This window comes from Pseudoalteromonas sp. SR41-7 (assembly GCF_014163935.1).
GTDB classification, from domain to species: domain Bacteria; phylum Pseudomonadota; class Gammaproteobacteria; order Enterobacterales; family Alteromonadaceae; genus Pseudoalteromonas; species Pseudoalteromonas distincta.
In genome coordinates this window covers 1-26,614 of record NZ_JACJEF010000024.1, presented here as the reverse complement: position 1 = coordinate 26,614, position 26,614 = coordinate 1, and the positions used below count along the sequence as shown (strand labels likewise).

At 38.8% G+C, this 26,614-nt stretch carries 27 protein-coding genes; 19 read left to right on the top strand and 8 right to left on the bottom strand.

Translation table 11 applies throughout. The annotated features are described in order from the left end of the window. Window positions 1-856 precede the first annotated feature (856 nt). The 4 genes from H5092_RS20010 to hslR all read right to left on the bottom strand — a co-directional run bounded on the left by H5092_RS20010 (window position 857) and on the right by hslR (window position 5,247). Window positions 857-1,978, bottom strand: coding sequence for a PepSY domain-containing protein (locus tag H5092_RS20010; RefSeq protein WP_182725366.1), 1,122 nt, complete (start codon window positions 1,976-1,978; stop codon window positions 857-859). A 182-nt stretch (window positions 1,979-2,160) separates the two neighbouring features. Beyond that, on the bottom strand, window positions 2,161-3,699 hold the full coding sequence (locus H5092_RS20005; protein ID WP_182734812.1) for a phosphoenolpyruvate carboxykinase: 1,539 nt from the start codon (window positions 3,697-3,699) through the stop codon (window positions 2,161-2,163). A 267-nt stretch (window positions 3,700-3,966) separates the two neighbouring features. After that, entirely contained in the window at window positions 3,967-4,812 is an 846-nt protein-coding gene (hslO, locus tag H5092_RS20000) for an Hsp33 family molecular chaperone HslO (protein ID WP_182734810.1), read from the bottom strand. Between the two features lie 12 nt (window positions 4,813-4,824). Then, window positions 4,825-5,247 (bottom strand): ribosome-associated heat shock protein Hsp15, encoded by a 423-nt coding sequence (hslR, locus tag H5092_RS19995; protein WP_024598238.1) that lies wholly within the window; start codon window positions 5,245-5,247, stop codon window positions 4,825-4,827. Between the two features lie 210 nt (window positions 5,248-5,457). On the opposite strand from hslR, the gene gspC reads away from it, so the two are divergent. The 13 genes from gspC (at window position 5,458) to H5092_RS19930 (ending at window position 17,465) form a co-directional block, all read left to right on the top strand. Continuing rightward, a complete protein-coding gene (gspC, locus tag H5092_RS19990) occupies window positions 5,458-6,399 on the top strand; it encodes a type II secretion system protein GspC (RefSeq protein WP_024598237.1) in 942 nt (313 codons plus the stop codon). A gap of 23 nt (window positions 6,400-6,422) precedes the next feature. Next, window positions 6,423-8,486: a type II secretion system secretin GspD gene (gene gspD, locus H5092_RS19985; protein WP_182721261.1), complete on the top strand. Its 2,064-nt coding sequence runs from the start codon at window positions 6,423-6,425 to the stop codon at window positions 8,484-8,486. Further along, window positions 8,479-10,044 (top strand): type II secretion system ATPase GspE, encoded by a 1,566-nt coding sequence (gene gspE / locus H5092_RS19980; RefSeq protein ID WP_002962032.1) that lies wholly within the window; start codon window positions 8,479-8,481, stop codon window positions 10,042-10,044. The genes gspD and gspE overlap by 8 nt, the downstream gene beginning before the upstream one ends. A gap of 2 nt (window positions 10,045-10,046) precedes the next feature. Then, window positions 10,047-11,282: a type II secretion system inner membrane protein GspF gene (gspF, locus tag H5092_RS19975; RefSeq protein WP_002962033.1), complete on the top strand. Its 1,236-nt coding sequence runs from the start codon at window positions 10,047-10,049 to the stop codon at window positions 11,280-11,282. A gap of 81 nt (window positions 11,283-11,363) precedes the next feature. After that, window positions 11,364-11,786 (top strand): type II secretion system major pseudopilin GspG, encoded by a 423-nt coding sequence (gene gspG, locus H5092_RS19970; RefSeq protein ID WP_002962036.1) that lies wholly within the window; start codon window positions 11,364-11,366, stop codon window positions 11,784-11,786. A gap of 49 nt (window positions 11,787-11,835) precedes the next feature. Next, window positions 11,836-12,423, top strand: a complete 588-nt coding sequence (locus tag H5092_RS19965; RefSeq protein ID WP_182692487.1) for a Tfp pilus assembly protein FimT/FimU — start codon at window positions 11,836-11,838, stop codon at window positions 12,421-12,423. Further along, window positions 12,423-12,797 (top strand): type II secretion system minor pseudopilin GspI, encoded by a 375-nt coding sequence (gene gspI / locus H5092_RS19960; RefSeq protein ID WP_002962039.1) that lies wholly within the window; start codon window positions 12,423-12,425, stop codon window positions 12,795-12,797. Before H5092_RS19965 ends, gspI begins: the two co-directional genes overlap by 1 nt. Beyond that, entirely contained in the window at window positions 12,798-13,436 is a 639-nt protein-coding gene (gspJ, locus tag H5092_RS19955; RefSeq protein WP_182197428.1) for a type II secretion system minor pseudopilin GspJ, read from the top strand. Next, window positions 13,429-14,418: a type II secretion system minor pseudopilin GspK gene (gene gspK / locus H5092_RS19950; protein WP_024596391.1), complete on the top strand. Its 990-nt coding sequence runs from the start codon at window positions 13,429-13,431 to the stop codon at window positions 14,416-14,418. Before gspJ ends, gspK begins: the two co-directional genes overlap by 8 nt. Continuing rightward, complete coding sequence (gene gspL / locus H5092_RS19945; protein ID WP_182734807.1) at window positions 14,415-15,623, top strand: type II secretion system protein GspL; 1,209 nt, start codon at window positions 14,415-14,417, stop codon at window positions 15,621-15,623. Before gspK ends, gspL begins: the two co-directional genes overlap by 4 nt. Further along, window positions 15,620-16,093 carry a type II secretion system protein GspM gene (gene gspM, locus H5092_RS19940; protein ID WP_024596393.1) on the top strand — a complete coding sequence of 158 codons (474 nt, stop codon included), beginning with the start codon at window positions 15,620-15,622 and terminating at the stop codon, window positions 16,091-16,093. The genes gspL and gspM overlap by 4 nt, the downstream gene beginning before the upstream one ends. A gap of 3 nt (window positions 16,094-16,096) precedes the next feature. Next, entirely contained in the window at window positions 16,097-16,855 is a 759-nt protein-coding gene (locus tag H5092_RS19935) for a type II secretion system protein N (protein WP_002962047.1), read from the top strand. A 22-nt stretch (window positions 16,856-16,877) separates the two neighbouring features. Continuing rightward, complete coding sequence (locus H5092_RS19930; RefSeq protein ID WP_024596395.1) at window positions 16,878-17,465, top strand: UPF0149 family protein; 588 nt, start codon at window positions 16,878-16,880, stop codon at window positions 17,463-17,465. A gap of 27 nt (window positions 17,466-17,492) precedes the next feature. On the opposite strand, the gene H5092_RS19925 is transcribed toward H5092_RS19930, so the two are convergent. Continuing rightward, window positions 17,493-17,699 carry a hypothetical protein gene (locus H5092_RS19925; RefSeq protein ID WP_002962050.1) on the bottom strand — a complete coding sequence of 69 codons (207 nt, stop codon included), beginning with the start codon at window positions 17,697-17,699 and terminating at the stop codon, window positions 17,493-17,495. After that, window positions 17,699-18,058, bottom strand: coding sequence for a hypothetical protein (locus tag H5092_RS19920; RefSeq protein WP_002962051.1), 360 nt, complete (start codon window positions 18,056-18,058; stop codon window positions 17,699-17,701). Before H5092_RS19920 ends, H5092_RS19925 begins: the two co-directional genes overlap by 1 nt. 288 nt (window positions 18,059-18,346) lie before the next feature. On the opposite strand from H5092_RS19920, the gene ccoG reads away from it, so the two are divergent. The 4 genes from ccoG (at window position 18,347) to H5092_RS19900 (ending at window position 22,150) form a co-directional block, all read left to right on the top strand. Continuing rightward, window positions 18,347-19,777, top strand: coding sequence for a cytochrome c oxidase accessory protein CcoG (gene ccoG / locus H5092_RS19915; RefSeq protein ID WP_182734805.1), 1,431 nt, complete (start codon window positions 18,347-18,349; stop codon window positions 19,775-19,777). 85 nt (window positions 19,778-19,862) lie between these two features. After that, on the top strand, window positions 19,863-20,837 hold the full coding sequence (locus tag H5092_RS19910) for a serine/threonine protein kinase (RefSeq protein ID WP_024591441.1): 975 nt from the start codon (window positions 19,863-19,865) through the stop codon (window positions 20,835-20,837). 34 nt (window positions 20,838-20,871) lie between these two features. Continuing rightward, window positions 20,872-21,495, top strand: a complete 624-nt coding sequence (locus tag H5092_RS19905; RefSeq protein ID WP_002962054.1) for a thiol:disulfide interchange protein DsbA/DsbL — start codon at window positions 20,872-20,874, stop codon at window positions 21,493-21,495. A 16-nt stretch (window positions 21,496-21,511) separates the two neighbouring features. Next, complete coding sequence (locus H5092_RS19900) at window positions 21,512-22,150, top strand: thiol:disulfide interchange protein DsbA/DsbL (RefSeq protein WP_002962055.1); 639 nt, start codon at window positions 21,512-21,514, stop codon at window positions 22,148-22,150. Between the two features lie 66 nt (window positions 22,151-22,216). On the opposite strand, the gene trmA is transcribed toward H5092_RS19900, so the two are convergent. Next, the gene (trmA, locus tag H5092_RS19895; protein ID WP_182197434.1) at window positions 22,217-23,314 is read right to left on the bottom strand and encodes a tRNA (uridine(54)-C5)-methyltransferase TrmA; all 1,098 of its coding nucleotides are present in this window, start codon (window positions 23,312-23,314) and stop codon (window positions 22,217-22,219) included. A gap of 162 nt (window positions 23,315-23,476) precedes the next feature. Between trmA and H5092_RS19890 the strand changes: the two genes are divergently transcribed. After that, complete coding sequence (locus H5092_RS19890; RefSeq protein ID WP_182734803.1) at window positions 23,477-24,616, top strand: DUF5610 domain-containing protein; 1,140 nt, start codon at window positions 23,477-23,479, stop codon at window positions 24,614-24,616. A 65-nt stretch (window positions 24,617-24,681) separates the two neighbouring features. Then, window positions 24,682-25,482 carry a glutamate racemase gene (gene murI, locus H5092_RS19885; protein ID WP_182712936.1) on the top strand — a complete coding sequence of 267 codons (801 nt, stop codon included), beginning with the start codon at window positions 24,682-24,684 and terminating at the stop codon, window positions 25,480-25,482. Here murI and H5092_RS19880 read toward each other — a convergent pair. Beyond that, complete coding sequence (locus H5092_RS19880) at window positions 25,445-25,924, bottom strand: RNA-binding protein (RefSeq protein ID WP_024596401.1); 480 nt, start codon at window positions 25,922-25,924, stop codon at window positions 25,445-25,447. The genes murI and H5092_RS19880 overlap by 38 nt on opposite strands. Between the last annotated feature and the right edge of the window lie 690 nt (window positions 25,925-26,614).

Sequence of the window (26,614 nt, the reverse complement as noted above, 5' to 3'; positions counted from 1 at the left end):
ATGCCGAACTCAGTAGTGAAACGAAACAGCGCCGATGATAGTGTAGCATTTGCTATGTGAAAGTAGGACATTACCAGGCTTCAAATTGTAGAGACCCGTTACAGCAATGTGACGGGTTTTTTGCTATCTGGGATTTAATAAATAGCCAAGAACTCATGCCGAACTCAGTAGTGAAACGAAACAGCTCGAAGGCGAGCCCCGGCCAACGATAGTGTAGCATTTGCTATGTGACTTTCTACCGCTGTGGGCACTACGACACCACCAAGCTTCAAATTGTAGAGAGCCCGACTAGAAATAGCCGGGCCTTTTTACGTCTGCAGAAAAGTGAACTACGCGCAGTTAACACACACTCATATCAACATCATCACGCAGGTCGGGCGAGCGTAGCGACTCCCGACGTCAAAAGCATAAAAAACCTCCGCTCGACAATGAGTGGTAGCATTTGTACTTTGGGTAAATAATACCAATTGGTTTAACATCTGACCTAATATAAAAGCGTTAATTATCTGGTCTTGTGATAAGTATTGAACATGACCTTTAAGCCTTTATATACGCTTTAGGTAGGTTACTGAAGAGAATAAAAATAGAGGTTAATACAGAGGTTTACGCATAGAACTTAAATCTAATGGGCATGTGGTTTTTAAATAATAGTGTTCATGGAGTGCCTATCTAAACTTGCAGTATAAACTACCCTTCATTAATTGTTTTATAGCATGATAGGCGGTTAGGGGCTGCTTTAATTTCATATGTACTGAGCGTTATTAATTTTTAATCCTTAGATTAACGAAGGCCATATACTTTATATTAGAAAACTATCGACAAGACTTACTGAAAAGCAATTCATGTACTCCTTCAACTAAAGTTTATTTTGTATTCTCTTGGTTCTAACTAACCACCTATATACGCCGATAATGAACAATGCAGCAGATCCGAAGCCACTTAACACCCAAATGACTTTTAAAATGTTACCGCCAATGCTGCCGTCATGTAGAGGGTGTATCCAGCTTTTTATTTTACTAGCCGTACTTTGCTTATCTATATTAAACACGCTCTCTAACTTTCCTGTAAGTGCATTAACCTCTATATAGCTATGTGGAAAGCGATACGAAGGATCGTTTACAGTTTGAAATCTTAATCTGTAAATAGCATTTAAGTTTGATGGTGTTTCAATCCAAGCTAAACGCGCATTCGGTAATGCTTTTTCAGCTATTAATACCGCTTGTGATAAAGAAATATCGGTTTGTTTGCTCGGTTGAATTTGTGTTTTTGGTGGGGAGTTTATATCGCTAACTAGAGCGGTTAATATAGGATCTGTTTGTTTTGGAATAGCGAGCATAACACCTGTAACAGTTAAAGCTAGTAGCGGTATGCAGAAGGTTAAACCAATTAGTTTATGCCAGTCGTATAGCAAACCTATTTTAGAGCTACGAGATTTAAATTTTAGTGCCTTTACCCACTGCCCAGGCTTTGGAAACCAAGCAAAGAATCCAGAGATAAGAAGAACTATTGAGGCTATGCCTATATAGCCAACGACGAGAGTGCCCGTTGCTCCTGTTAGTAATGAAAAATGTAAGTTGTACATCCAAGTTACTAAGTATTTTCCCCAATAGTTTTTACGTATTACTTTATCACTACTGCTAGATAGCCATACCATTAAGGGGGCAAAGCCTTGTTCTTTTGTTTCTGTTGGATTGTAGTATCGCGCGGGAATTACTGAGTTTATACCTGTGTTTTCTAATCGCCATGGCCCTTGCTTTGAAGGGAAATTGGCTCTTAGCGTATTATATGCTTGATCCCAATTAGGCGTTTTTATGTTTGTAGTAGCGTCATTTGCTGGATTTAGCAGTAAGTCTATTTGTGGATAGTAAACTAATATAGAGCCAGAAAGAGTGATAATAGTAAGTAAAACACCTACTGATAGGCCTAAGTATAAATGTAACCGCCTGAATGTTTTTCGCCATGAAAGCTTTAGTGTCATTAATTAAATAGCCGTAATGAGTAATGCAGGTTTATTGGGCATTAAGGAATGATTAATTACGCGGTATATTATATGGTTTTTGATATGAGTTGTGCGGCATTTTGTCGCACTTATTAAATTAGGTATTTAGAAAGTAAAACGCCAGCCCTTGGCTGGCGTTAAAATACAAGCTTGAAGCTTATTTAAGCTTTAGGCCCTGCATTTTTTATATCGTCTGATACGTCATACTTAGCAAAGTTTTCAGTGAAGTCAGCGGCAAGTTTTGCTGCATATTCATTGTACTTAGCTTTATCTTCCCACGTATTTATAGGATTAAGTAAGTTAGTATCTACACCTGGAACTGCTACCGGTACATCTAGGTTTAAAACATCAATGTGCTGAGTTTCAACACCGGCTAATTTACCAGATACGATTGCATCAACTACTGCGCGAGTAGTCGGAATATCAAAGCGCTTACCTGTGCCGTAAGGACCGCCAGTCCAACCTGTATTCACAAGGTATACTTTAGCGCCAAACTCGCGTACGCGCTTCATAAGAAGCTCAGCGTAAACACCTGCAGGACGTGGGAAGAATGGCGCACCAAAGCAGGTTGAAAACGTTGATTCAATATCGCTAGTAGAGCCAATCTCAGTTGAGCCAACTTTAGCTGTGTATCCACTTAAAAAGTGAAAAGCAGCAGCTTCTTCGCTAAGAACAGATACCGGTGGTAATACACCGCTTACATCACAAGTTAAAAATACAACAGCTTTTGGTTCGCCTGCGCGGTTTTCTACTTTACGTTTTTCAACATGTTCAAGTGGATATGCTGCACGGCTATTTTGAGTAAGGCTAGTGTCGTTAAAATCTGGAACGCCTTTTTCATCTAGCACTACATTCTCTAAAATAGTACCAAAGCGAATTGCATTCCAAATTACAGGTTCGTTCTTTTGTGACAGGTCGATACATTTAGCATAGCAACCGCCTTCAATATTAAACACGCTTCCAGGTGCCCAACCGTGTTCGTCATCACCAATTAAAAAGCGAGTAGGATCTGCTGAAAGAGTTGTTTTGCCCGTACCAGATAAACCGAAGAATAATGCTGTATCACCTGCTTCACCAACGTTAGCAGAACAGTGCATTGGTAATACACCTCTTGCTGGTAGTAGGAAGTTTTGCACAGAAAACATCGATTTTTTCATTTCACCGGCGTAGCGCATACCTGCTAGTAATACTTTACGCTGTGCAAAGTTAATAATAACGGTGCCATCGCTATTTGTGCCATCACGTTCCGGCTCGCATACAAACGAAGGAACGTTCATTACTTGCCATTGCGGTAAGTTTGAAGCGTTATAGTTTTGCGCTTCGATAAACATGTTTTTGGCAAAAATATGGTGCCACGCTGTTTCTGTAGTTACGACTACAGGTAGATAATGCTCAGGGTCTGCGCCAACTTCTAGGTGAGAGGTGAAGTGGTCATTACTTTGAACATGTGCTTCTACGCGAGCCCATAAAGCGTCAAATTTGTCTGCATCAAATGGGCGGTTGACATTGCCCCATTGAATGTCATCTTGAGTTGTAGCTTCTTGTACAATAAAACGATCTTTTGGTGAACGACCAGTTCGTTTTCCTGTAATTGCAACAAAAGCACCATTTGCGGCTAAAGTACCTTCGCCACGGCGGATCGCATGCTCGACAAGTTCAGCTGCGGTTAAATCGACAAAACGTGTAGCGCCTGTAGTCATGTTTATACCTAACTATGTGTGAGAGTTTGAACGGATAGCTCTGGGGTTATCAGTGCCCTTAAACTGAAATTATAGTAACAGAAGGTTTTGAGATATTCGAGCCCGTAAAGCCTCTAAAAACACATATATTTGCTAAAAAACATGAATAATTTCAATGATACCGGTGTCAGTAAATTAACAAAATTCATGACACCGGTATCATCTTTTTATAATATAAAACCGCATATTTTGCGGCTTTAATTACTATATATAAATGAAGCTGAACATTTAGTTGAAAATGCTTTTTATGTCTTGTTCGTTAAAAACATACTCTTTTAAACAGTAATGACAGTTAATGTTAACAGTCCCTTTCTCAGCTACATCTTTGAGTAGTTCTTCTTGTCCAATATTAACAAGTGCAGTAATTGTTTTATCACGACTACAACCACATTTGAATTTAATAGCTTGAGGTTCAAATACGCGAGGATTATCTTCGTGATAAAGACGTGTAAGAACAGTGTTCGCATCTAAGTGTAACAACTCTTCATTTTTAATCGTGTTACTTAATGCTTCTAAGTGCGCAAAGTCTTCAATTGATTTTTGTTTATCAACTGGGAGTACTTGTAAAAATAGACCACATGCTTTTGCGCTACCTTCAGTTGTGTCGGTTGCAAACCAAAGACGTGTCTTTAATTGCTCTGATTGCTCAAAGTAACTTTCTATACATTCACTCAGAGTATCGTGCTCTAAGGGCACTATACCTTGGTAACGTTCACCCTTACTTGGTGTAATAGTGATCACCATATAGCCTTGGCCAATAAGCTCTTTTACAGTTGTACCCGTAATTTCGCTTTGTAGGCGTGCAATACCACGCATGTTTTGTTTGTCATCACCATTTATAACAGCATATTTGACAGGGCCATCACCTTGAAGCTGTACTGCAATTTCACCTTCAAACTTTAAAGTTGCGGTTAGTAAACAGGTTGCAACAAGTAGCTCACCTAGTAATGCTTTAACAGGGGCTGGGTAATTGTGGTCGGCAATCATTTCATTATAAGCATTCTCGATTTGTACGAGTTCGCCACGAACATCTAGTTCGTTGAATAAATAACGGTGAAGTAAATCTTGTTGCATGAGTGGCTATACCTAACTTGATTTCATTTTTAAAAGTTCGCGTCTTTGCTTTTTATCTGGTTTTTTATCCGGATGAGGAGCAAAAAAACTGTTATTTTTGCGTGCGATGCTGTTTTCTTCGCGTTTAGCAATACTTGCATCAGATTCTTGATACATGGTCTGTGCAATGGGGGCGCTTTGACGTTTTTCAAGCACTGTGAGTATAGTTATCAGTTTTTCATCTACACCCTGAGCAAGTTTTACTTTTGCACCAACATCTACTATTTTGCTCGCTTTTGTACGTTGGCCATTATAATGTACTTTGCCGCCTTGCACCATTTCACGTGCAACAGCACGAGTTTTATAAAATCGTGCAGCCCATAACCATTTATCTAATCGAACTTTTAACTCATCTGCATGGTCTGAGTTGGTATTAGCATTACTTTTTTTACTCATAAGGCATTTCCCCACGTTTTTATAGCTTAAAATTTATCATGAAATCATCGTAGGATGAAGGTATTACAACAGCCGTTTACTTTTTGTACTACTATGTAAAGTTAATTTAATCTGTTTACAAAGTTTAATATTAGTGTGCTTGTTGAAAGAAAAATGAAAGGGTACTATGGGTACGCGCTAACGCAGTAAATTAAAATAAGAACACTATTTATGGAACAGCAAATCCAACAACTAAAACAATTTTTAACGCGGTTACCGCATGCTAAATTAAGTGCATTAGTGACACTGTTAGTTGTTGTTTATCTTGCATTTTTATTATCAAAGCTTGTCTGGCTTTTATGGCCGAAACCACCAGTAACTCTACTTACTCCTACTCATTATGCTAATCAGCCATCTGGTGCGAGTAATAACTCAGCGCAGCATATTATTGAGCAATTTTTATTTGGTAAAAAAACTGTAACAAACAACAATAATACTGCAAAACAATCGCAGGTTATAAATAATGCGCCAGAAACACGCCTAAGTATTAATTTAACCGGTATTGTAGCTGTTAATAATGATGACCAAGCAGGCATAGCAATTATTGAATCACAAGGTAAGCAAGTAAGCTACCTTGTTGAAGAAGTTGTACTTGGCACGCGCGCTGAAGTAGCGCAGATACTGCCTGATCGTGTTATTTTAGGTATTAATGGAGGTTTTGAAACATTAATGCTTGATGGGCTCGATTTTAGTAAAAAAGTATCTATGCCTGTACTCGCTGCGCGTGACGATGCCGAAATGGGTCCGCAAAAATTAGAGCCAAGTGAATTACAAATAGATGCTACTGCAGATCCAGACGTTAAAGAAGCAATTATAGAAACACGTGAAGAGTTACTCGAAGAACCGGGCAAGTTATTTGACTATATACGTGTTTCACAGGCTATGAATGATGGTGAACTAATTGGATATCGCTTAAGTCCAGGTAAAGAACCTGAACTGTTTAAGCAAATGGGATTAAAAAATAACGATTTGGCTATTTCTATAAATGGCTATCAATTAACAGATTTAAAACAGGCTATGTCAGCTATTAACGAGCTGCGTAATAGTACAGATGCCAATATCACTATAGAACGTGATGGTGAACAAATTGATGTGCAATTTAGTCTGCAATAATTTAGCTTTGGAGTTTTAATATAATGGTTCAGGTGCTACACCTCAAAAAAATTAAAAAAGGGTTAGCTAAGTACGCGGCACTTTTTTTGGCGGCAAGTATTTCTTTGTCTGTTTCTGCTGTTGAATATGCTGCTAACTTTAAAGGCACTGATATCAACGAGTTTATTAATATTGTTGGTAAAAATCTCAATAAAACAGTAATTATTGACCCTAACGTGCGCGGCAAAGTAAATGTTCGCAGTTATGAGTTAATGGACGAAGCGCTTTATTACCAGTTCTTCTTAAATGTATTGGAAGTTTATGGCTACTCAGCTGTTGAAATGGACAATGGCATAATTAAGATAGAAAAAAGTTCAGACGCCAAAAAATCAAATGTGCCACTTATTACCGAAGGTAACGAAGCTAGCGGCGATATGATGATTACACGTGTTGTACGTGTCAAAAATGTAAGCGTACAAGAACTAGGCCCTTTAGTTCGTCAATTTAGCGATCAAAAAGATGGCGGCCATGTTGCTAACTTTAATGCGGCTAACGTAATGATGTTAACGGGGCATGCTGCATCGGTTAATCGCTTAGTTGAGATTATTCGCTCTGTTGATCAGGCGGGTGATAAGCGTGTAGACATTGTTAAGCTTAAATATGCAACAGCAGATGATGTTGTCTCTGTGGTAGACAATATTTATAAAGACAGCGGCAAAGGCAGCGTACCTGAGTTTTTAATTCCAAAAGTAGTCGCAGATGGCCGAACTAATAGCGTTATTGTAAGTGGTGAAGGCCAAGCACGTACACGTGCCATAGAGCTTATTAAGCGCTTAGATGGCGAATTAGAAAGCCAAGGTAATACCAAAGTGTTTTACCTAAATTATGCTAAAGCTGAAGATTTAGTAAAAGTACTGCAAGGCGTAAGTAAGTCACTTGTTGAAGATGCACAAGGCGGTACCACTAAGACTCGTAGCAGAAGTAACAACGAAAGCAGTATAGAAGCTCACCCAGATTCAAACTCATTAATTATTACCGCACAGCCAGACACAATGCGATCACTTGAATCTGTAATTGAACGTCTTGATATTCGCCGTGCACAAGTACTTGTAGAAGCCATTATTATTGAAGTAATGGAAGGCGACGGGGTTAACTTAGGCCTGCAGTGGATTTCTGAGCAGGGCGGTATGTTGCAATTTAACAATGGTACTACGGTTCCCGTGGGTTCATTAGCTGTTGCTGCAGAGCAAGCACAAGATACAACCGTAACTAAAACTATCATTGGTACAGAAACTGGAACCGTTACTAGTTATGACGAAACGACTGAGGGTGATTATGATGCGCTTGCTTCATTGCTGAGTGGCATTAATGGTTTAGCGCTGGGCGTTGTTAAAAATGATTGGGGCGCAATTATTCAGGCTGTTGCCACTGATACAAATTCAAATATATTGGCTACCCCTTCTATTACTACAATGGATAACGAAGAAGCCTCTATTTTAGTCGGTCAAGAAGTGCCTATTATTACAGGCTCACAAACGGGCAGTAATAATGCTAACCCATTTCAAACAGTTGAGCGTCAAGAAGTCGGTATTAAACTGATAGTTACGCCACAGATTAACGATGGCTCTGCAGTACAACTTACTATTGAGCAAGAAGTATCGAGTGTAAGTGGTGCAACTGCTGTTGATATTTCAGTTAATAAACGTGCAATTAAAACAACGGTTATGGCCGATGATGGCGGTATGGTTGTACTTGGCGGTTTAATTGACGAAGACGTACAAGAAAGTGTTTCTAAGGTACCGTTATTAGGCGATATCCCTATTTTAGGTCACCTGTTTAGATCAACAAATACAACGCGCCGTAAGCGTAATCTTATTGTATTTATTCGCCCAACCATTATTCGTGATGGTGTAAGCATGAATAAGTTAAGCTTTAATAAATATAACTTTATTCGTGGTGAGCAGTTTAAACAAAAAGAAGATGGTATTGAGTTAATGCCAATGACTGATACGCCTATTTTACCTGAGTGGAATGACGAACTAGTACTTCCACCTACGTATGAAGAGTCTCTACGTAAACAAAATGCACAAGAGCGTAAAGATGACTAATGCGATTCAAGAGATAAACCAAGATGTGGTTCATCCTCAAACGCATAATCAGGATGAGCTATTAACGAGTGATGTGTTAGTTGAGTTACCAGCAAAGCGTTTGCCGTTTTCCTATGCAAGACGCGCAGGTGTGTTGCTTGGTAAAAACAAAGATCATCGTATAGTTTACTACCGTGGTGAGCTAGATGTTGAAGTACTATTAGAAGTACGCCGTATCGCAGGCCATGGTTTTACACTTGAGCAATTGGATGATGATAAATTTGAGCTATTGCTTGAAGCGTCATACCAACGTGATAGCTCTGAAACGCAACAAATGATGGAAGATATTGGCAACGAGGTTGATTTATTCTCACTTGCTGATGAGCTCCCGCAAACGGAAGATTTACTTGCTGGTGACGATGATGCGCCAATCATCAAGCTTATTAATGCCATGCTAAGTGAAGCGATTAAAGAAGGGGCTTCTGATATTCATATCGAAACCTTCGAGCAAGAGCTTGTTATTCGCTTTAGGGTCGATGGCGTGCTTAAAGAAGTACTTAAGCCTAATCGTAAACTTGCATCGTTACTTGTATCTCGTATTAAAGTAATGGCTAAGCTTGATATAGCTGAAAAACGTATTCCACAAGATGGTCGTATTAGCTTACGTATTGCAGGGCGTGCAGTTGATGTGCGTGTATCTACAATGCCATCGAGCTTTGGTGAGCGCGTAGTACTGCGTTTACTTGACAAAAACAACGCGCGCTTAAACCTTGAAGATTTAGGTATGACCGCAGAAAATCGCGCTTTGTTTTCAGATTTAATTAGTAAACCCCACGGCATTATTTTGGTAACAGGGCCAACGGGCTCTGGTAAAAGTACCACACTATACGCTGGTATGAGCCAAATTAACTCACGCGATCGTAATATTCTTACCGTTGAAGATCCGATAGAGTACGAAATTCCAGGCATTGGGCAAACACAAGTTAATGCAAAAGTTGATATGACATTTGCACGTGGTTTACGTGCAATATTACGTCAAGATCCAGATGTAGTAATGGTGGGTGAAATACGCGACCTAGAAACTGCGCAAATTGGTGTTCAAGCGTCACTTACCGGTCACCTTGTTATGTCTACTTTGCATACAAATACCGCATCGGGTGCAATTACACGTATGGAAGATATGGGTGTTGAACCCTTCTTACTTTCATCGTCGTTACTCGGTGTGTTATCGCAACGCTTAGTACGTACGTTATGTAATACCTGTAAAGAAGGTCACACGGCTGATGAGCATGAATGCCAGCTGTTAGGGGTTCCTTTTGAAAGCCAACCGACAATCTATCGAGCGGTGGGGTGTGAAGAGTGTAACTTTAATGGTTACCGTGGTCGTACAGGTATTCATGAGTTACTTGTAGTTGATGAAACCATACGCGAAATGATTCACAACGGTAAAGGCGAGCAAAGCGTAGAAAAATACATTCGTAAGCGCAGCCCAAGTATTCGCCAAGATGGGTGTAGCCGTGTACTGGCAGGCAAAACAACGCTTGAAGAAGTATTGCGTGTTACCCGTGAGGAAGGTTAACTATGGCGGCGTTTGAATATCGTGCCTTAGATGGCCGAGGTAAAGAAAAAAAAGGCATTTTAGAAGCCGATACAGCTAAACAAATCCGCCAAACTTTACGTGATCAAAAACTAACGCCGCTTGAAGTTGTTCCTGCGGCGCAAAGTGATAAACAGGTCAAAGGCGAAAAAGCCCCTTTACTCGGTGGCTTTTTTAAGCCGACAATTTCAACCTCAGACCTAGCATTAATTACAAGGCAATTAGCAACACTTATTCAATCGGCACTTCCTGTTGAAGGCGCTGTTATGGCGGTTGCTGAGCAATGCGAAAAGCCGCGTTTAAAGCGGATGCTTATGTCGGTACGCTCAAAAGTAGTTGAAGGTTACACCCTTGCCGATGGTCTTAGTGAGTTTCCTCATGTTTTTGACGATTTATATCGTGCAATGGTAGCCGCAGGCGAAAAGTCGGGTCACCTTGACCAAGTACTTAATCGTTTAGCCGACTATACCGAGCAGCGCCAACATATGCGTAGCCAAATAACTCAGGCTATGGTTTACCCTATTATATTAGTGGTATTTGCAATTGGTATTGTGTCGGTATTACTGGGCACCGTAGTACCAAAAATATTAAAAACGTTTGAAAAAACGAAACAAGTACTTCCTTGGACAACCGAATGGGTTATGGCAGGCAGCCATTTTGTGCAAAATTATTGGTTTATTAGTTTAATAGCTATTACAGCTATAGCCATTGGTATTAAGCATGCACTTAAGCAGCCTAAAATACGTTTTTGGTGGGATGACCGAGTGCTACATATGCCAGGTATAGGTAAAGTGGCTCGTGGTATTAATACCGCACGTTTTGCGCGTACTTTAAGTATTTTATCGTCAAGCTCAGTACCATTACTTGAAGGAATGCGTATCTCGGGCGGCGTATTAATTAACGAAAAAATTAAAAAAGCGGTTGCAGATGCATCCGACAGAGTGAGTGAGGGTGCAAGCTTAAGAGCTGCACTTCAGCAAACTAAGTTGTTTCCACCAATGATGCTGCATATGATAGCAAGTGGTGAAAAATCAGGTGAACTAGAGCAAATGTTAGAGCGTGCTGCAAATAACCAAGATCGCGAATTTGAGAGCATGGTTAATGTATCGCTTAAACTACTAGAGCCTGCGATGATCGCCTCAATGGCGGTTATTGTATTATTTATAGTAATGGCAATATTGCAGCCAATAATGGCGATGAATAAAGCTGTTGGACTTTAAGTTAGAATAAATTTTTAAATATATTAGTGGTTTTACCTAAACCATTTTTACTTAATGTTTTTAGAATAATGAGGTAATTACGTGAATAAACAATCAGGTTTTTCTTTACTAGAAGTGATGGTGGTACTGGTTATCATCGGGATGATTATGTCAATTGTTGCACCTAACATTATGGGTCAGCAAGAAGAGGCTGCTATTGATAAAGCACATCTAGATATCCAGCAATTAGAAGATGCAATGAGCTTATACAAGCTTAAAAATAAGAGCTACCCAAGCACAGAGCAAGGTCTTGAAGCGCTAGTTACCCAAACAAGCATTGAACCGGTTCCAAAACGTTTCCCTGATGGTGGCTTTATTAATGAATTACCAGAAGATCCTTGGGGTAATACTTATCAGTTAATTAGCCCAGGTGAAATTGGCAAGTTTGATATTTTTTCTATGGGCCCAGACGGTGAAGCAGGTACTGATGACGATATCGGTAACTGGGACGAAGAAAAACAATAATGCCTAAGTACACCGTTCTGTATGAACATGTTAATGCTAGAGGCTTGCTATGAAAGCAAGCCTTAAGCAGCGCCATGCAAAAAGCAGAGGCTTTAGTTTAATAGAAATTTTAGTGGTATTAGTGATCATCGCTTTTGCCACCAAAATGGTGGTATATAGCTTAGAAGGCGGTGCTGAGGAGGAGTTAGATACTCAAGCACTAAGGCTGCATACAACCATTAATATGGCATCGGAATTTGCTATTTTAAACCAAGTTGAATTGGGCTTATTAGTAGAAGAAAATACATTAGAGTATTTAGTTTTCGATGGTGAAAAGTGGATTACTTTTGACCGTGAAAATCTTTTTAAACCAATAGAATTAGATGAAAGATTAAAGCTCACGCTTAACTTAGAAGATTTAGCGTGGGCGCAAGATAACCTCTTAGAGCAATCTAACTGGCGCGAGCTTATGAGTGGCGGCGATGAAGACAGTTTACTTGAGCTTAAAAAGTTAAAAATACCACAAGTACTTATTTTGTCATCAGGTGAGGTAAGCGCGTTTCAACTTGTATTAGAGTTAAAAGAGCAAAGCGAACCTGTGTATTACATTGAAGGTGAATTTACTGCACCAGTAAACTTTCGCCGAGAGCCAGAATAATGAAGCGCACTAAAGGGTTTACCTTATTAGAGGTGTTAGTGGCATTAAGTATTTGTGCCATGGCGGGTATAGCTGCAATGCAAGCAACAAGCGAGCATATTCACCACTTAACGACTATTGAAGAGCAAACCTATGCATCTTGGGTCGCCGAAAACGTTATTATTGAACAGCGTACTAAAGGTGAGCAATGGCAAGGTAAAAATAACCTTAAAGGCAGCGAAGTAATGGGCGGTGTTGAATGGTTTTGGCAGCAAGAAGTTACAGCCACAGCTGACAAAAGCTTTGTAAAACTAACCATAAATGTTTTTACGGATGAAAAATATGAGCATTCAGCATATGAGTTATCAACGTATTTAAATAAAGGCAAAAAGTAAGTGAAGCAGCGCGGGTTTACATTACTTGAAGTTATGGTTGCACTGGGTATTTTAGCTTTTGTTATTATTGCTACTCATCAAATACTCGAGACGACAACAAGAGCAAAAGATGCCTCCGATGAAAAGATTGCTGAGCTAAATGGATTGCAAACAACATTTAGATTAATGGATCAAGATTTTAGCCAAATGACCAAACGCTCAGTTCGCAATGAGTCGGGTGATGTTCAAGAACAATATTTACTTGCTGGTCGTTACGTTTTAGAAAGCCAATACGATGGTATTGCGTTTGTACGAGATGGCTGGGTAAATCCAATTAATTTATTGCCACGTTCAGAACTACAAGCCGTTGGTTATAGAGTGATAGACGATAACCTTGAGCGTGTTTATCGGGTTTATGTTGATCAGCTTGATAATATGGAACCGCGAGTTCAACGTGTACTAGAAAATGTTGAAGAACTTAAGTTTGAGTTTTTGGATGATAAAAACGAATGGCAAGAACAGTGGGAAATTAAAGCTCTCCCTAAAGCGGTTGCTGTTACGTTGCAACAAATAGAAGCAGAGCCAATTCGTCGTGTATTTTTAGTTCCTGGGCAAGGCAAAGTTGTTGCTACACAAAGTACGGATGTGAATAATGGTTAAGCAGCAATCATCGCGCGGCGCAGCACTTGTTATTGTTTTGTTTATTGTGGCATTAGCGGCTATTTTAGCAGTAGAAATGAGTGCTAATTTAATGGTTCAAGTGCAAAAAAGTACAAACTTGCAAGGTCACCAACAAGCTAAATGGTACGCCTACGGTGCAGAAGAGCTTGCTATTAAAGGGCTAATACAAAGTAAAAAAGATGATGCCGATAAAACAACACTCGATCAAGTGTGGGCAACTCAAGGTGATGCTTCATACCCTGTTGATAACGGCACGTTAAGTGGCAAAATTACTGATTTACAAGCATGTCTAAATTTAAATGCTTTAGCCATAGCGCCAGAAGAAAATAGCGCAAGTAAAACAAACCCTGCACATAAAGCACTATTTGCATTACTTGAAAACATTGAAGATTTACCTGCTGATGAATCAGAAGAGACAATGGCAGATAGCGTATTTGATTGGCTTGATGAGAACAGTATTACGTATCGCTCAGGCGCAGAAGAAGACGAGTACTTATCGAGAGATTTTCCGTATATGACAGCCAATAGCTTATTTGCATCAACATCGGAGCTGCGTTTAGTTAAGGGCTTTAACCCATTAGTGATGGAAAAAGTATTGCCATATGTATGCGTAATACCAGGCAGTACGCTTTTATCAATTAACGTAAATACATTATTGCCAGAGCAAGCGCTCATACTCAGTGCCTTGATAGAAAGCTTAAGCTTATCTGGCGCAGAAGCGGTGTTAGGCGCAAGACCGCAAACTGGCTTTGACACCATCGATGAATTTTTTGAACAGGTGAAGCAGCAAGGCGGTACTAATACTGACTCAATAAAAAGTCTATTTAGTATTAAAAGCGAATATTTTAAATTACAAACGCAGGCAAACTTTGTCGACCTGCGTTTTTCGATGACCACATTACTGCACGCTAAAGATGGCGACGTAACGATACTGGCGCGAAAATTTGGAGGCGTACAGTGACAGAAATACTGTTGATCCGCACGGGTCAAACCGAACAAGAATTACTTAACTGGTTAATTTACTCACCACAAGAACAAGAAATAATAGCCAGTGGCGAGTTACCAAATGCAGAGCATTTAAGTGAGCTAAGCGAAAAAGCACTTACCCGAGAAGTTGTCGTGTTATTACCCAGTGATCAAGTGCAATTAAAAACGGTCGCTTTGCCAACAAAATGGAATCGCAAGCTTGAGCAAGCATTGCCATACATGCTTGAAGAAGATATAGCATGTGACGTAGATGAACTGTTTATAGCTGTAGCGCAGCCGACAATGCTTGGTGAGCAACATGCAATTCGTGTAGCAATGACAGACCGTGAATGGTTTGAACAATGGCTTGCATTATTTGCTGAGCATAATCTATCAGTATACAGAATATTACCCGATGCTTTGTTGTTACCGCTTGCAGATGATGGCGCCGTAACTGCTATTGAGCTCAACAACCAATGGTTGCTTAAGCAAGGGCAATGGCATATTAGTGCGGTTGAATCTAGTTGGTTGAATGGCTATTTATCAGCCATGGGTAACCCCGACATTAAACATTTTAGTCCTGCTAATCAGTTTCCTGAAAGCGTTAACTTACAAGCCCAAACAAGCGATTACGACTTACCTTTAGCATTATTTGCAAAACAGTTAGATAGCGTTAATTTTAACTTACGCCAAGGTATGTATCAGCTTAAAAAACAAAGCGCTTTGTGGTGGGGTTACTGGAAAGGCGCCGCAATTATAGCAAGTGTTGCATTGGTTTCTACAATTACAATAAAAGCTATTGAGTTACACCAACTTAATACACAAGTAGAAGTAGCTAAAGCTCAAGTAGTCGACAGATATCAAAAAGCATTTCCGGGAACTAAAGTTCGCCCTAATCTAATTAAAAGCCAAATTAAAGGCGCGTTAGATAAAATACAAGGCTCAAGTGAATCCGGCTTTTTAGACTTAACGACTAATTTGGTTGATGTATTTTCGCAAGTCAGCGAATTTACACCTGAAACACTTCGTTATGACAAACGTCGTAATGAGCTGCGAATTCGTGCACGGGCTAAAGACTTCCAAACTTTTGGTAAAGTAAAAATCATACTTGAAAAGCAAGGTTTAACTGTTGAGCAAGGGTCTTTAAATAATGACGGTGATTATGTCGTAGGCGAAATTAAACTGCGAGGTGCAGTATGAAAAAGCAGTTAATGAAACAGTGGCGTTCGCTTAAAGAGCAAGAACAACAATTGGTAATGGTCGCTGGTGGCGTGTTTATTATTTTTGTTTTAGTAATGGGGATATTTAGGCCATTAAATAACGCGATAGAAAAAGCACAGCAATCTCAAATTAAACAACAAGAGCTATTAGCTTGGGTTGATGACAGTATTGTTAAGCTAAAGGCTGCAGGCAACACCAGTGTTGCTAGCAATACAAACTTAAGCCAAGTGGTAAACTCTACTCGTGGACGCTATAAAATCAATATTAGTAAAATGCAGCCCAGTAGTGATTCACTTCGTTTGACGCTTGACTCAGTAGAGTTTAATCAGTTAATAGAATGGCTAGATGAGCTAGTAAATCAGCATGGTTTAAAAATTGAAAATTTAGATTTAAGTCGCGATGATAAATCAGGCTATGTGCGCGTAAGCCGTTTAGTATTAGAGAATTAATTAATGAAAAAAATAATAACGTTATCGGCTGTCTTTTTAATTAGTTTTATTGTGTTTTGTATTATTAAATTACCAGCACATATTGCACTAGATATAGCAAAACCGTACTTTCCAAAGCAATTAGAAGTAGGCCAAACTGTAGGCACTGTTTGGCAAGGTCAAATGATGCAAGTTCGTTTTGATGGTGAACAGTTAAATAATGTGCGCTGGGATATTGCAGGCTGGAAATTATTTACAGGCAAACTAAATGCGAACATAAAATTTGGTAATCCACGAGAACGCAGTGATATTTCGGGTTACGCAGATGTAAGTTATGGGTTTTTTAATAAAAAAGTAATAGTGACTGACGCCCTAGTACGCTCAACTGTAGAGCGTGCAATGCAACGTGTGCAACTTCCTCTGCCTGTTACCGCTAAAGGGCGTGTGATATTAGAACTTGATGAATACAGCTCAGGCGCACCTTATTGTGACTCACTAAAAGGTGAAATAGCGAGCCCTAATATTGATGTTCAAGGCTTAAATGGATGGTTTAATATTGGTCCTCTAGCTGGTAAGTTAAGCTGTAAGTCGGGTGATGTTGCTATATTAATTGACCCAGATAATACGCTTGGCCTTGAGGCAGATGCTACACTTAAAGCTAATTTCGACTTCAGAGTGGCAGGTTATGTAAAACCAGATGCCAGCTTACCTAAAGATGTACATGATGCGGTTAAGTTTTTAGGCCGACCAGATAACCAAGGTCGCTATCCGCTCAACTTTTAATGTTTTAATATAAAGAGTTTTAATGCAAATACCCCAATTTACTGAGTTGCACGCAAAGCAGCTCAGCTCATTTTTAAATACCCAATCTCAAGCAATGACCCTTGTACAAAGCCAAGGCTATTTATTTGGTGTAATTTGTTCGCCCAACCCATTAGATGTACATGAGTGGCTTGAGCAGATATTGCCAAACACAGCTAATGATTTAGATGAAGAAATGCTTTTTTTGTTTATGGCGCTTTATCACAAAATTAGTGAGCAGGTGTTCGAAACTGGATATAAATTACCAGACACATTTGATGCTGAATTTTGTAAGTCGTGGAGTAAAGGCTTCTTAGTTGCAACGAAAGCTTATGCAGAACCTTTGTTAAATGCACCGCAATTAGACGTTGATTTTAAACAAGCACTAGAAAGTGCGTTAAGCACACTAAGCTTTTTTGCACTTGACCAGCTAGCAATAGCTCAGATTGCCAAACAAAATAACATGACAATAGAAGCTTTGTGTCAGTATCAGTATGAATCTATGGGTGACTTTGCATTAGGGTTTGCTGAACTAATTGAAGTGGTCGCAATTAATAGCGGCTTGATAACCGACGAGAGTTGGGAAGAGTAATTATTAATACTAGGCGCTTAGTTTAATCTAAGTGCCTAGCTCTAATATAATATCCGTACAGCCTTGTTTGCACTTTACTATGCCTTTACCAGGCTCGCTGGTGGCTAAATCAAGTGTTAAAACCCCATTACACTTCTCACACTTTAATGTTTTGCCTTGCGCTAATTGCTTGAGCATATTGCGCTGCTTATGAAATGAGTCGCTTGCTTTTTTATTTAATCCTGAAAAATCCACTACTTTGCTCGCTTTTGTTCTAATGCTTCAGTCACTATTTTACATACCGTATTTAAACGGTCGTCATAAAAATAAAGGTTTAAGTCACGCTCACGACAATAGCGTAGGTGAAATAACTGAACAGAGTCATCTGTTGTAAACGTTTTTTCTACATATTCACCTTCAGATTCAGATAGTTTAAGTTGACTGCTGATCCTATTTTTCGCCATATTTGCAGCGGGGCTTCTGTTGACCTTGCTTGCATCACTTAAAAAGCCAATGCCTTCACCTAGTAACCTTTCGCGAGGTTCTTTTATAAGTGGGTGATCAATTGTAAAAAAGGCAAGGATCACAACTACCAAAATAATAAATTTTTTCATGGATACATAAACCTTGATCTAAGTAGGGTTGAATTACCATGCAGTGTAATAAACTGCATTTTAAAAGCAAGTAACTGGGATGAATAAATTATTAGCAATCTATGCCAGTAATTTTAACCAACATTGTTATAATGATTAACAGCAGTCAGATATTTCTGAAATATCTGAAAGTATTCGAGAAGGCAATTTATTAAAGTAAATATGCCTAGCAAGTAACTTGCTAACTTTAAGTATAGAGTACTTGAGTATTGCTGGATTTTTATTTCCAAGCGGCGTTGAGGAACTTCGATGGACAAGCAAATTAAAGTAAAGAATATCCCTGTAGAGGTGAAAATCCAAAAACCGGATTTAAGCCGTCAAGATGATAGGTTCAATCCCCGAAATCGTATTTATGTGCGTGCTGTAAAAGGCCTACATCAATTACTTAGACAGCGCATTGGCTTTTTAGGCCTGCTTGCGTTTATGTTACTACCTTGGATTAATTTTAATGGCCAGCAAGCTGTGCTGTTTGATCTAATTGGTCAAAAATACAATATTTTTGGTTTAACGCTATGGCCTCAAGATTTTACTATATTAGCGTTTATTTTTATGTTGGCAGCATTTGCGTTGTTTTTAGTGACCACCTTCTATGGACGGGTGTGGTGTGGCTATACATGTCCGCAAACTGTTTGGACTTTTATTTTTATTTGGTTCGAAGAAAAGCTTGAAGGCACGGCTAATCAACGTAAAAAACTCGATCAACGACCCATGAATTTTGATAAGTTTTGGCGTAAGACGGCAAAGCATACTAGTTGGGTATTGTTTTCGTTGTATACCGCAATTTCTTTTGTGGGTTATTTTACGCCAATAAGGGAGTTACTCCCTGACTTTGTAACGTTTGATGTAGGTGGTTATGCACTAGTCAGTATTATTTTCTTTGCTGCGTGTACTTATGGTAATGCCGGTTGGATGCGAGAAATTATGTGTTTACACATCTGTCCTTACTCTCGTTTTCAATCAGCTATGTTTGATAAAGACACATACACCGTAACGTACGACGAAAGCCGAGGTGAAAGCCGTGGTCCTCGTTCACGTAAAGTAGACCATAAAGATTTAGAACTAGGCGACTGTATAGACTGTAACTTGTGCGTTCAAGTGTGCCCAACAGGTATTGATATTAGAAATGGGCTACAAGCTGAGTGTATCAACTGTGGTGCATGTATTGATGCGTGTGATGGCGTAATGGATAAAATGGAATACCCGCGTGGGCTTATTTCATATACGACAGAGCGAAATCTCGAAACCCCAGAAAATAAAACGAATCCACTGCGAGCTAAAATTATTGGTTACACGGTCATACTTGTTGTGCTTACGGGAGCGCTTGTCGCTAATATAGCACTGCGTAAAACAATGGACTTTGATATTATTCGTGACCGAAACCAATTATATCGTGTCGATTTTGATGGTTTAGTAGAGAACACCTATACATTAAAGGTAATTAATAAAGCGCAGTACGAGCAAACCTTTAATATTAAAGTACAAGGGTTAGATAACTTTAAGTATATTGGTAAGCAGTCATTTACTGTGCAGGCAGGGGAATCTCATAACGTACCATTGTCACTTGTAATGGACCCTTATGATTTGAAGGCGCCGATGACTGAGTTTAACTTTGTACTTTCACCGGTAGATGAGCCGGAGGAGACAATATCGCAGTCGAGTAACTTTTTTAAAGCGCGATAATCGCAACTTACCTTAATTAGGTAAGTTGATATAGCAATTAACAAAAGCGGGTATATAACCCGCTTTTATTTTATATAAGAAGAGTATGAGTAAATTTAGTTTTATTGACTTAACACCTGATCTAATACTCGATGCAATAGAAAGCGTAGGTGTGTACGCCGAATCTGGTTTATTAGCGCTCAATAGCTATGAAAACAGAGTGTACCAATTTAAAGCGGATGATGGCCTGCGTTACGTAGTGAAGTTTTATCGCCCAGAGCGCTGGAGTAAAGAGCAAATTCAAGAAGAGCATGACTTTGCATTTGAACTAGCAGAAGCGGAAGTACCCGTTGTTGCCCCTATTTTATATAATGGACAAAGCTTATTTGAACACGAAGGGTATTTGTTTGTGTTGTTTCCAAGTGTAGGCGGGCGTTTATTTGAGGTTGATAATTTAGATCAGCTTGATGTAATGGGGCGATTGATTGGCCGTATGCACCAAGTAGCTAAAACAAAACCTTTTACTTATAGGCCAACAGTTACCTGCGAGGAGTATTTGCATACAGCCAAAGTTCATCTTCAAAAAAGTAACTTAGTGCCCATGGGAATAAATACTGCCTTTTATACTATTTTAGATTTAGTGATAGAGCAGGCGCAAAAACAGTATAAAGATGTGCAAAGTATTCGCTTACATGGTGACTGCCACGTTGGTAATATTTTATGGGCAGGTGATGCGCTAATGTTTGTTGATTTAGATGACAGCCGCCAAGGTCCTGCAATCCAAGATTTATGGATGATGCTCAGTGGCGATAGAGCGACGCAACTGTTACAGTTAGACACCCTTGTAAATGCGTATGAAGAGTTTTGTGATTTTGATCACTCTCAACTCAAATTAATTGAACCGCTGCGAGCAATGCGTATTATTCATTATATGGGATGGGTAGCTAAACGATGGAGTGATCCTGCTTTTGTGCGGAACTTTACATGGTTTGCTGATGACAAATACTGGGAGCAACAAATTTTAGCACTGAAAGAGCAACTTGCAGCATTGCAAGAAGCACCGTTAAAGTTATTGCCGTAATATTTTATTTAAAGACAAGTACAACGAGATACAAATGCTTAAAAAATTAAAACTGAGTTTATTACTTTTATGTTTACCATTTGCAGCACTTGCTGCACAGTTTGAAGTTGATAATCAATACACTGTTATAGATGTAGACAAAAGCAAGTCACCGCAAGTAACCGAGTTTTTCTCATTTTACTGTCCACATTGCTTTAAGTTTGAACCAGTAGCAAAAGCAATTGAAAAAGGCTTGCCAGAAGGCGCTGAGTTTATTAAAAACCACGTTAACTTTTTAGGTGGCGTGTCACCACAAGCACAAAGTAATTTAAGCTTTGCCTACTTAATTGCTAAGCAGCATGGTCAGGCGCAAAGTATTAGCGATCAAATTTTTAAAAGTATCCATGTTCAACGTGCACCATTAACTGAAATGAAAGACGTTAAAAAATTACTTGAAGTAAATGGTATTGATAGCGCAACATTTGATCAAGAGATTGCAAGCATGCCTGTTATTTCAGCTGAGCAAGCAATGCAAAACAAACAGAATAAATATTCAAAATTAGGCGCACTTACAGGTGTACCTACTTTTATTGTTAACGATAAATATAAAATAAACCTCAACACCATCAAAAATCAAAAAGAACTTGATGAGTTAGTAGCGTTTTTATTAGCACTATAAATTTCGGAGTATAATAATGATTAAATTAGTTAAAGCAGGTTTGCTTGCAATATTACTTCCTATGGCAGCAACAAGCTTTGCAGCAACGTATGAAGAAGGCGTGCATTACGACGTAGTTTCTGAGCGTGCAACTAAAAAGCCAGAGGTTAAAGAGTTCTTCTCATTTTACTGCCCTGCATGTAATAACATGGAAGCACTAATTGGTGAGTTTAAGCCTAAGCTTGATAAAAACGTTAAATTTAAAAAGAGCCATGTTGATTTTGTAGGTGTACGTGACCCAGAAAACCAACAGATGATGAGCCAAGCACTGGCGACAGCTGAAGTGCTTCCACAAAAAGATCAGATTATTTCTGCAATCTTTAATCATATCCATACAAAGCGCGCTAAATTTAATGAGCTTGCAGATGTAAAAGATATATTTGTAGCGCAGGGCGTTGATGGTGATAAGTTTGATAAGCTGTTTAAAAGCTTCTCGGTACGTACGCTGAGCTCTAAAATGAAACGCGACCAAGACTACTTTAAAGAAAAAGGCGCACTACGTGGCGTACCTACCTTTATTGTAAATGGTAAGTACAAATTAAACCTAGGTCGTGAGTCGGGTATTACTAAACCTGAAGACATTAGCAAATTAATAAATTACTTAGCTAACAAGTAAGTTTAGCTAAAACAAAAAAAAGCTCCTTAAGGAGCTTTTTTTATGGGTAACGTTTACTGAACGTATTTATTTGCGCTGTAAGAAAACGCCCGACTCAATGTGATGCGTATAAGGGAACTGATCAAATATAGCAAAGCGCTTAACGTTATGCGTACGTGTTAAGTGATCAAGGTCACGCTCAAGAGTTTCAGGATTACAGGATATATAAATTATGCTTTCGTAGTTAGCCACTAAGTCACACGTTAATTCATCCATGCCCGCGCGTGGTGGATCAACTAATATGGTTTGGCAGTCATAGCTTTTTAAATCAATACCATCTAAACGAGAGAAAGTACGCTCGCCATTCATTGCTTGAGTAAACTCTTCACTAGACATACGAATAATATCTAAGTTCTCTACGTTGTTTTTAGCAATGTTGTATTGAGCAGAGTGAACAGATGATTTTGATATTTCCGTCGCTAATACTTTATTAAAAGAACCTGCTAATGCAATTGAAAAGTTACCGTTACCACAATACAATTCTAGTAAATCATTTTTAAGTGGTTTACATAAATCTTGTGCCCACTCCAGCATATTAATATTTACTTTTGCATTAGGCTGAGTAAAGCTATTTTCTACTTGTTGATAAATAAGCTCTTGCCCATTAACTGTTAAACGTTCAGTTACAAAGTCATCACCTAGTACTTCTTTTTGTTTGCGAGCACGACCTATAAAGTCAATTTTGTATTTACTGCTAAGCTTTTCTTTCAGTGCTTTAATTTCACTTAACCATTCATCATCCAGTGGTTTGTGATAAAGCAAGCTTACTAAAATTTCACCGCTTAGCGTTGATAGGTAATCGATTTGAAATAACTTACGGCGTAATATTTCACAAGGCTTAAGATTTTCAATCATCACCTGCATTATTTCACCTACTAGAGGCGCTGCTGGGTCAAATGTATCAACACGGATTTTTTCTTTTGTTTGTTGATCAAACATAATGTGAAACAGATCATCACCGTCGTGCCATACTCTAAATTCAGCACGTTGGCGGTAGTTAGTTGGCTCTGAGCTAAATACTTCTAATTGCTCCACACCAAAACGTTGAAACTGCGTACTAATTCGCTGCTCTTTTTCACTTAACTGCGCTTGGTACTGTGTGGTATCTATTTTAATAACTGCCATTAACGCTACTACCTTATCTAAGATCTGTTTATCGGCGCTATTGTAGGGAGCGCTGCGTATTTGTCTAGTTTTGGCTAGCATTTATGCTGTTTTATTGAACATTGTACTTTAGTTTTTGTTGTTATAGCCGATAATAAACTACGCACGCTTAGGAGACGAATCATGAAAATAGGTAATTATGGCTTTACGCCAAACAACAACATCAATAAATTCAATAATAAAGCTGATATACAGCAACCTACAATTACGTCTCCTCAAGATAGCTATCAACAACGAGGCCGAGAGTTGGCCGCAAAGGTGCTTGGCGATAAAATGGCTGAGCAGCTTGGATTACCTATCGCAGAAAAAAAAGCAGATAAACCACTATTTGATTTTGATGAAATAGTAAAAAACGTACTCGATTTTGTAAGTAGTGCTGTAAATAAAGCAAAAGCTAACGGCGCTGATGACGAAAAGCTCAAAGATATGCTAGGCGATGCGCGCAAAGGAGTCCAAATAGGGCTTGATGACGCTGTTGATGAACTCAAAGGTACAGGCGTATTTAATGATGACATGGAAGAGGGCATTAATAAGTCCAAAGAGGGAATTTACAATGGGCTGGATAAGTTTGAAGAGTCGTTATTTAACCCACAACCTGCCAGCGTAAATATAAGCCAGGCCCAATACGTCAGTATGACGAGTAATGCAGAGTATAAATTTACTACAGCAGAAGGCGATGAGGTAAGTATTAGCTTTGCTGATGCATTTGAATCTCAATCGGCAAGTGGCTATCAGCAAAATAGTAATAGTGAGTCGTTTGCAAGCTCATCATCGCAATCTCGACAGGTATCATTTTCGATGTCGGTAAATGGTGACTTAAACGAGCAAGAGCAAGAAGCTATTAATGCGATGATGGAAGACTTACAAGATTTAAGTAAAACCTTTTTTGGTGGTGATTTAGATGAAGCATTTGAACAAGCGCAAGAGCTGAGTTTAGACAGCGATCAGCTGGTGGCTTTTTCTATGGATTTACGCCAAACAAAAACAATAGCAACAGTTAAAAGCTATGAAGAATATAAACCAGCACCAGAAAAACAAGTAGCAGAGGGGTTAGCCCCTTTTAATGACGACCTTAAAAATGCTTTTGAAAAAGCGGGTGAGCTTGGATTACAAAATCAGCTAGCTGGCATTCTCCAATGGTTAAATCAAGATCAGGAACAAATAGATAAGTTAGTAGATTATACAAAGTCTATGTTCGAAAACCTTAATCAGTTAAATTCAGCAGCCGACAGGCTTACTGATTTAGAAGCCACGCAAAGTTAAACTACTTTCTTTTATAAAAACCTCATGGCAAACTGCCGATCTTAAAGTAAAGTAGGAACGGTAGTTTGTCAGCGCATATAATGGTCTTTGATTCAGGTATTGGTGGAACTACTGTACTTGAACATATCAAGCAAAGTATCCCCAATGCTCAGTACAGCTATTTTATGGATAATGCATTACTACCTTATGGTGCTCAATCCCAACAAACTATAATTAACCGATTATGTTCACTTATTCATTTCATCAAAGCCAACACGCTTAACGTCGATTTAATTGTAATAGCGTGTAATACAGCTTCTACATCTGCACTCAGCGCTGTTCGCCAAATTACGGATATTCCTATTGTAGGTGTTGTGCCAGCAATAAAGCCTGCGGCAGAATTAACACGCTCAAATCATATTGGCTTGTTAGCCACGCCGGCAACGGTCGCCAGTTCATACACAAAAACATTAATTGCTGAACATGCACGTAATGTAATCGTTAACCTTTATAGCAGTGTTGAATTAGTAACGTTAGCTGAGGAATGCTTTTTTACAGGCTTTTTAGATACAAATAAGTTGTATCAAGTACTCGATGAACTACATATAGATAAAACTATAGATGTACTTGTACTAGGGTGTACGCACTTTCCGATATTAGCAGGGCCGATTAGTCAGTACTTTGAAGGGAATGTAAAATTACTTGATTCAGGTGTAGCGATAGCAAATAGAGTCAACTTCCTACTTAACCAACTTAACTTATGTATGGATAAACAAACAGACATAAAAAAGCCGCTGCAATATTATGCAACGGCTGATGTGTTTAGCAATAAGCTAGCGGTAAAGCTAGTTACACTGACTGATCCGTCTCAGTACGTAGAGCATTAGAATCATCTTCTTGTTTTTGTTTTGCTTCACGTACCTTTAAAGTACGTTGTTGGAACTCGCTATCGTTCAAGTTAGCAATTGCATTGTCTGCATCAGCTTGCGCCATTTCAACAAAACCAAAGCCACGACGTTTGCCAGTATTCTTATCCTTTAATAAACGAACATTGAATACTTTGCCTTGTTCTTCAAATAATGCACGAACCACACCTTCGTTTGCACGATAAGGAAGGTTACCAACATAAAGCGTTTTTGTTTTAACTTCAGCTTCTTCAGTCACATCAGATGATATTGCAGCAATAGCAATCGCACCAATTAATAAACCAGCACCAAATAGTAATGCAGGGTTTAAAGCTAAGCCGCCTAAAGCAAACTCAACAACAACAAAACCAACTACAGCAAGAATAACAGAGAAGATAAAAGATTTTTGATCGGGTAATTTCATTTTAGATCTACCAATAAACAGGAAATAAACATTAATTTAACATTGTGAACTTGCTATCTTAACGCCTAAATCAAACATAGCAATGATATTTGTATTAAATAATAAATAAGAGCATAAAAAAGCATCATCTTAGAGGGGTTTTCATGTGGTTTTACGTGGTTTTGTTCTATTTTTGTTCGAACAGTAAAAAGATCTAAAAAAAGGGTTGATCTGTTTTTGGATCTCCCTATAATGCGACCCCACTGAGACGGGAAACGCCAACGCATAGCGAGGCACGAACTACTCAGAGAGTTAAATAAAACTTCGGTTTTAAATCTTCCAAAAGAAAATTTAAAACAAAGTATTGACTCGAAAAATAAAGGGTGTATTATTCGCATCCCTTGAGACGCTAAAGCGACTCAAAACGTTCTTTAACAATATAAAGCAATCATCTGTGTGGGCACTCGTACAGATTGAGTTCTAACAGCTAAGCTACTTAGGTAGCGAGGCAAAAAAATTAGAGTCTCAATTGAAACTGAGTGACCATATGTTATTAAAAGATTCAGCCTTGAGCTGTTTTGATTTTACTTTTTTAAAAGTGAAAATAATAACGCACAGTCAATTCGTTTTTGGCAACAAAAACAAAAATTCAGAATTCATTGAGCTGTCGAAAGACATAAAACTTTTTAATTGAAGAGTTTGATCATGGCT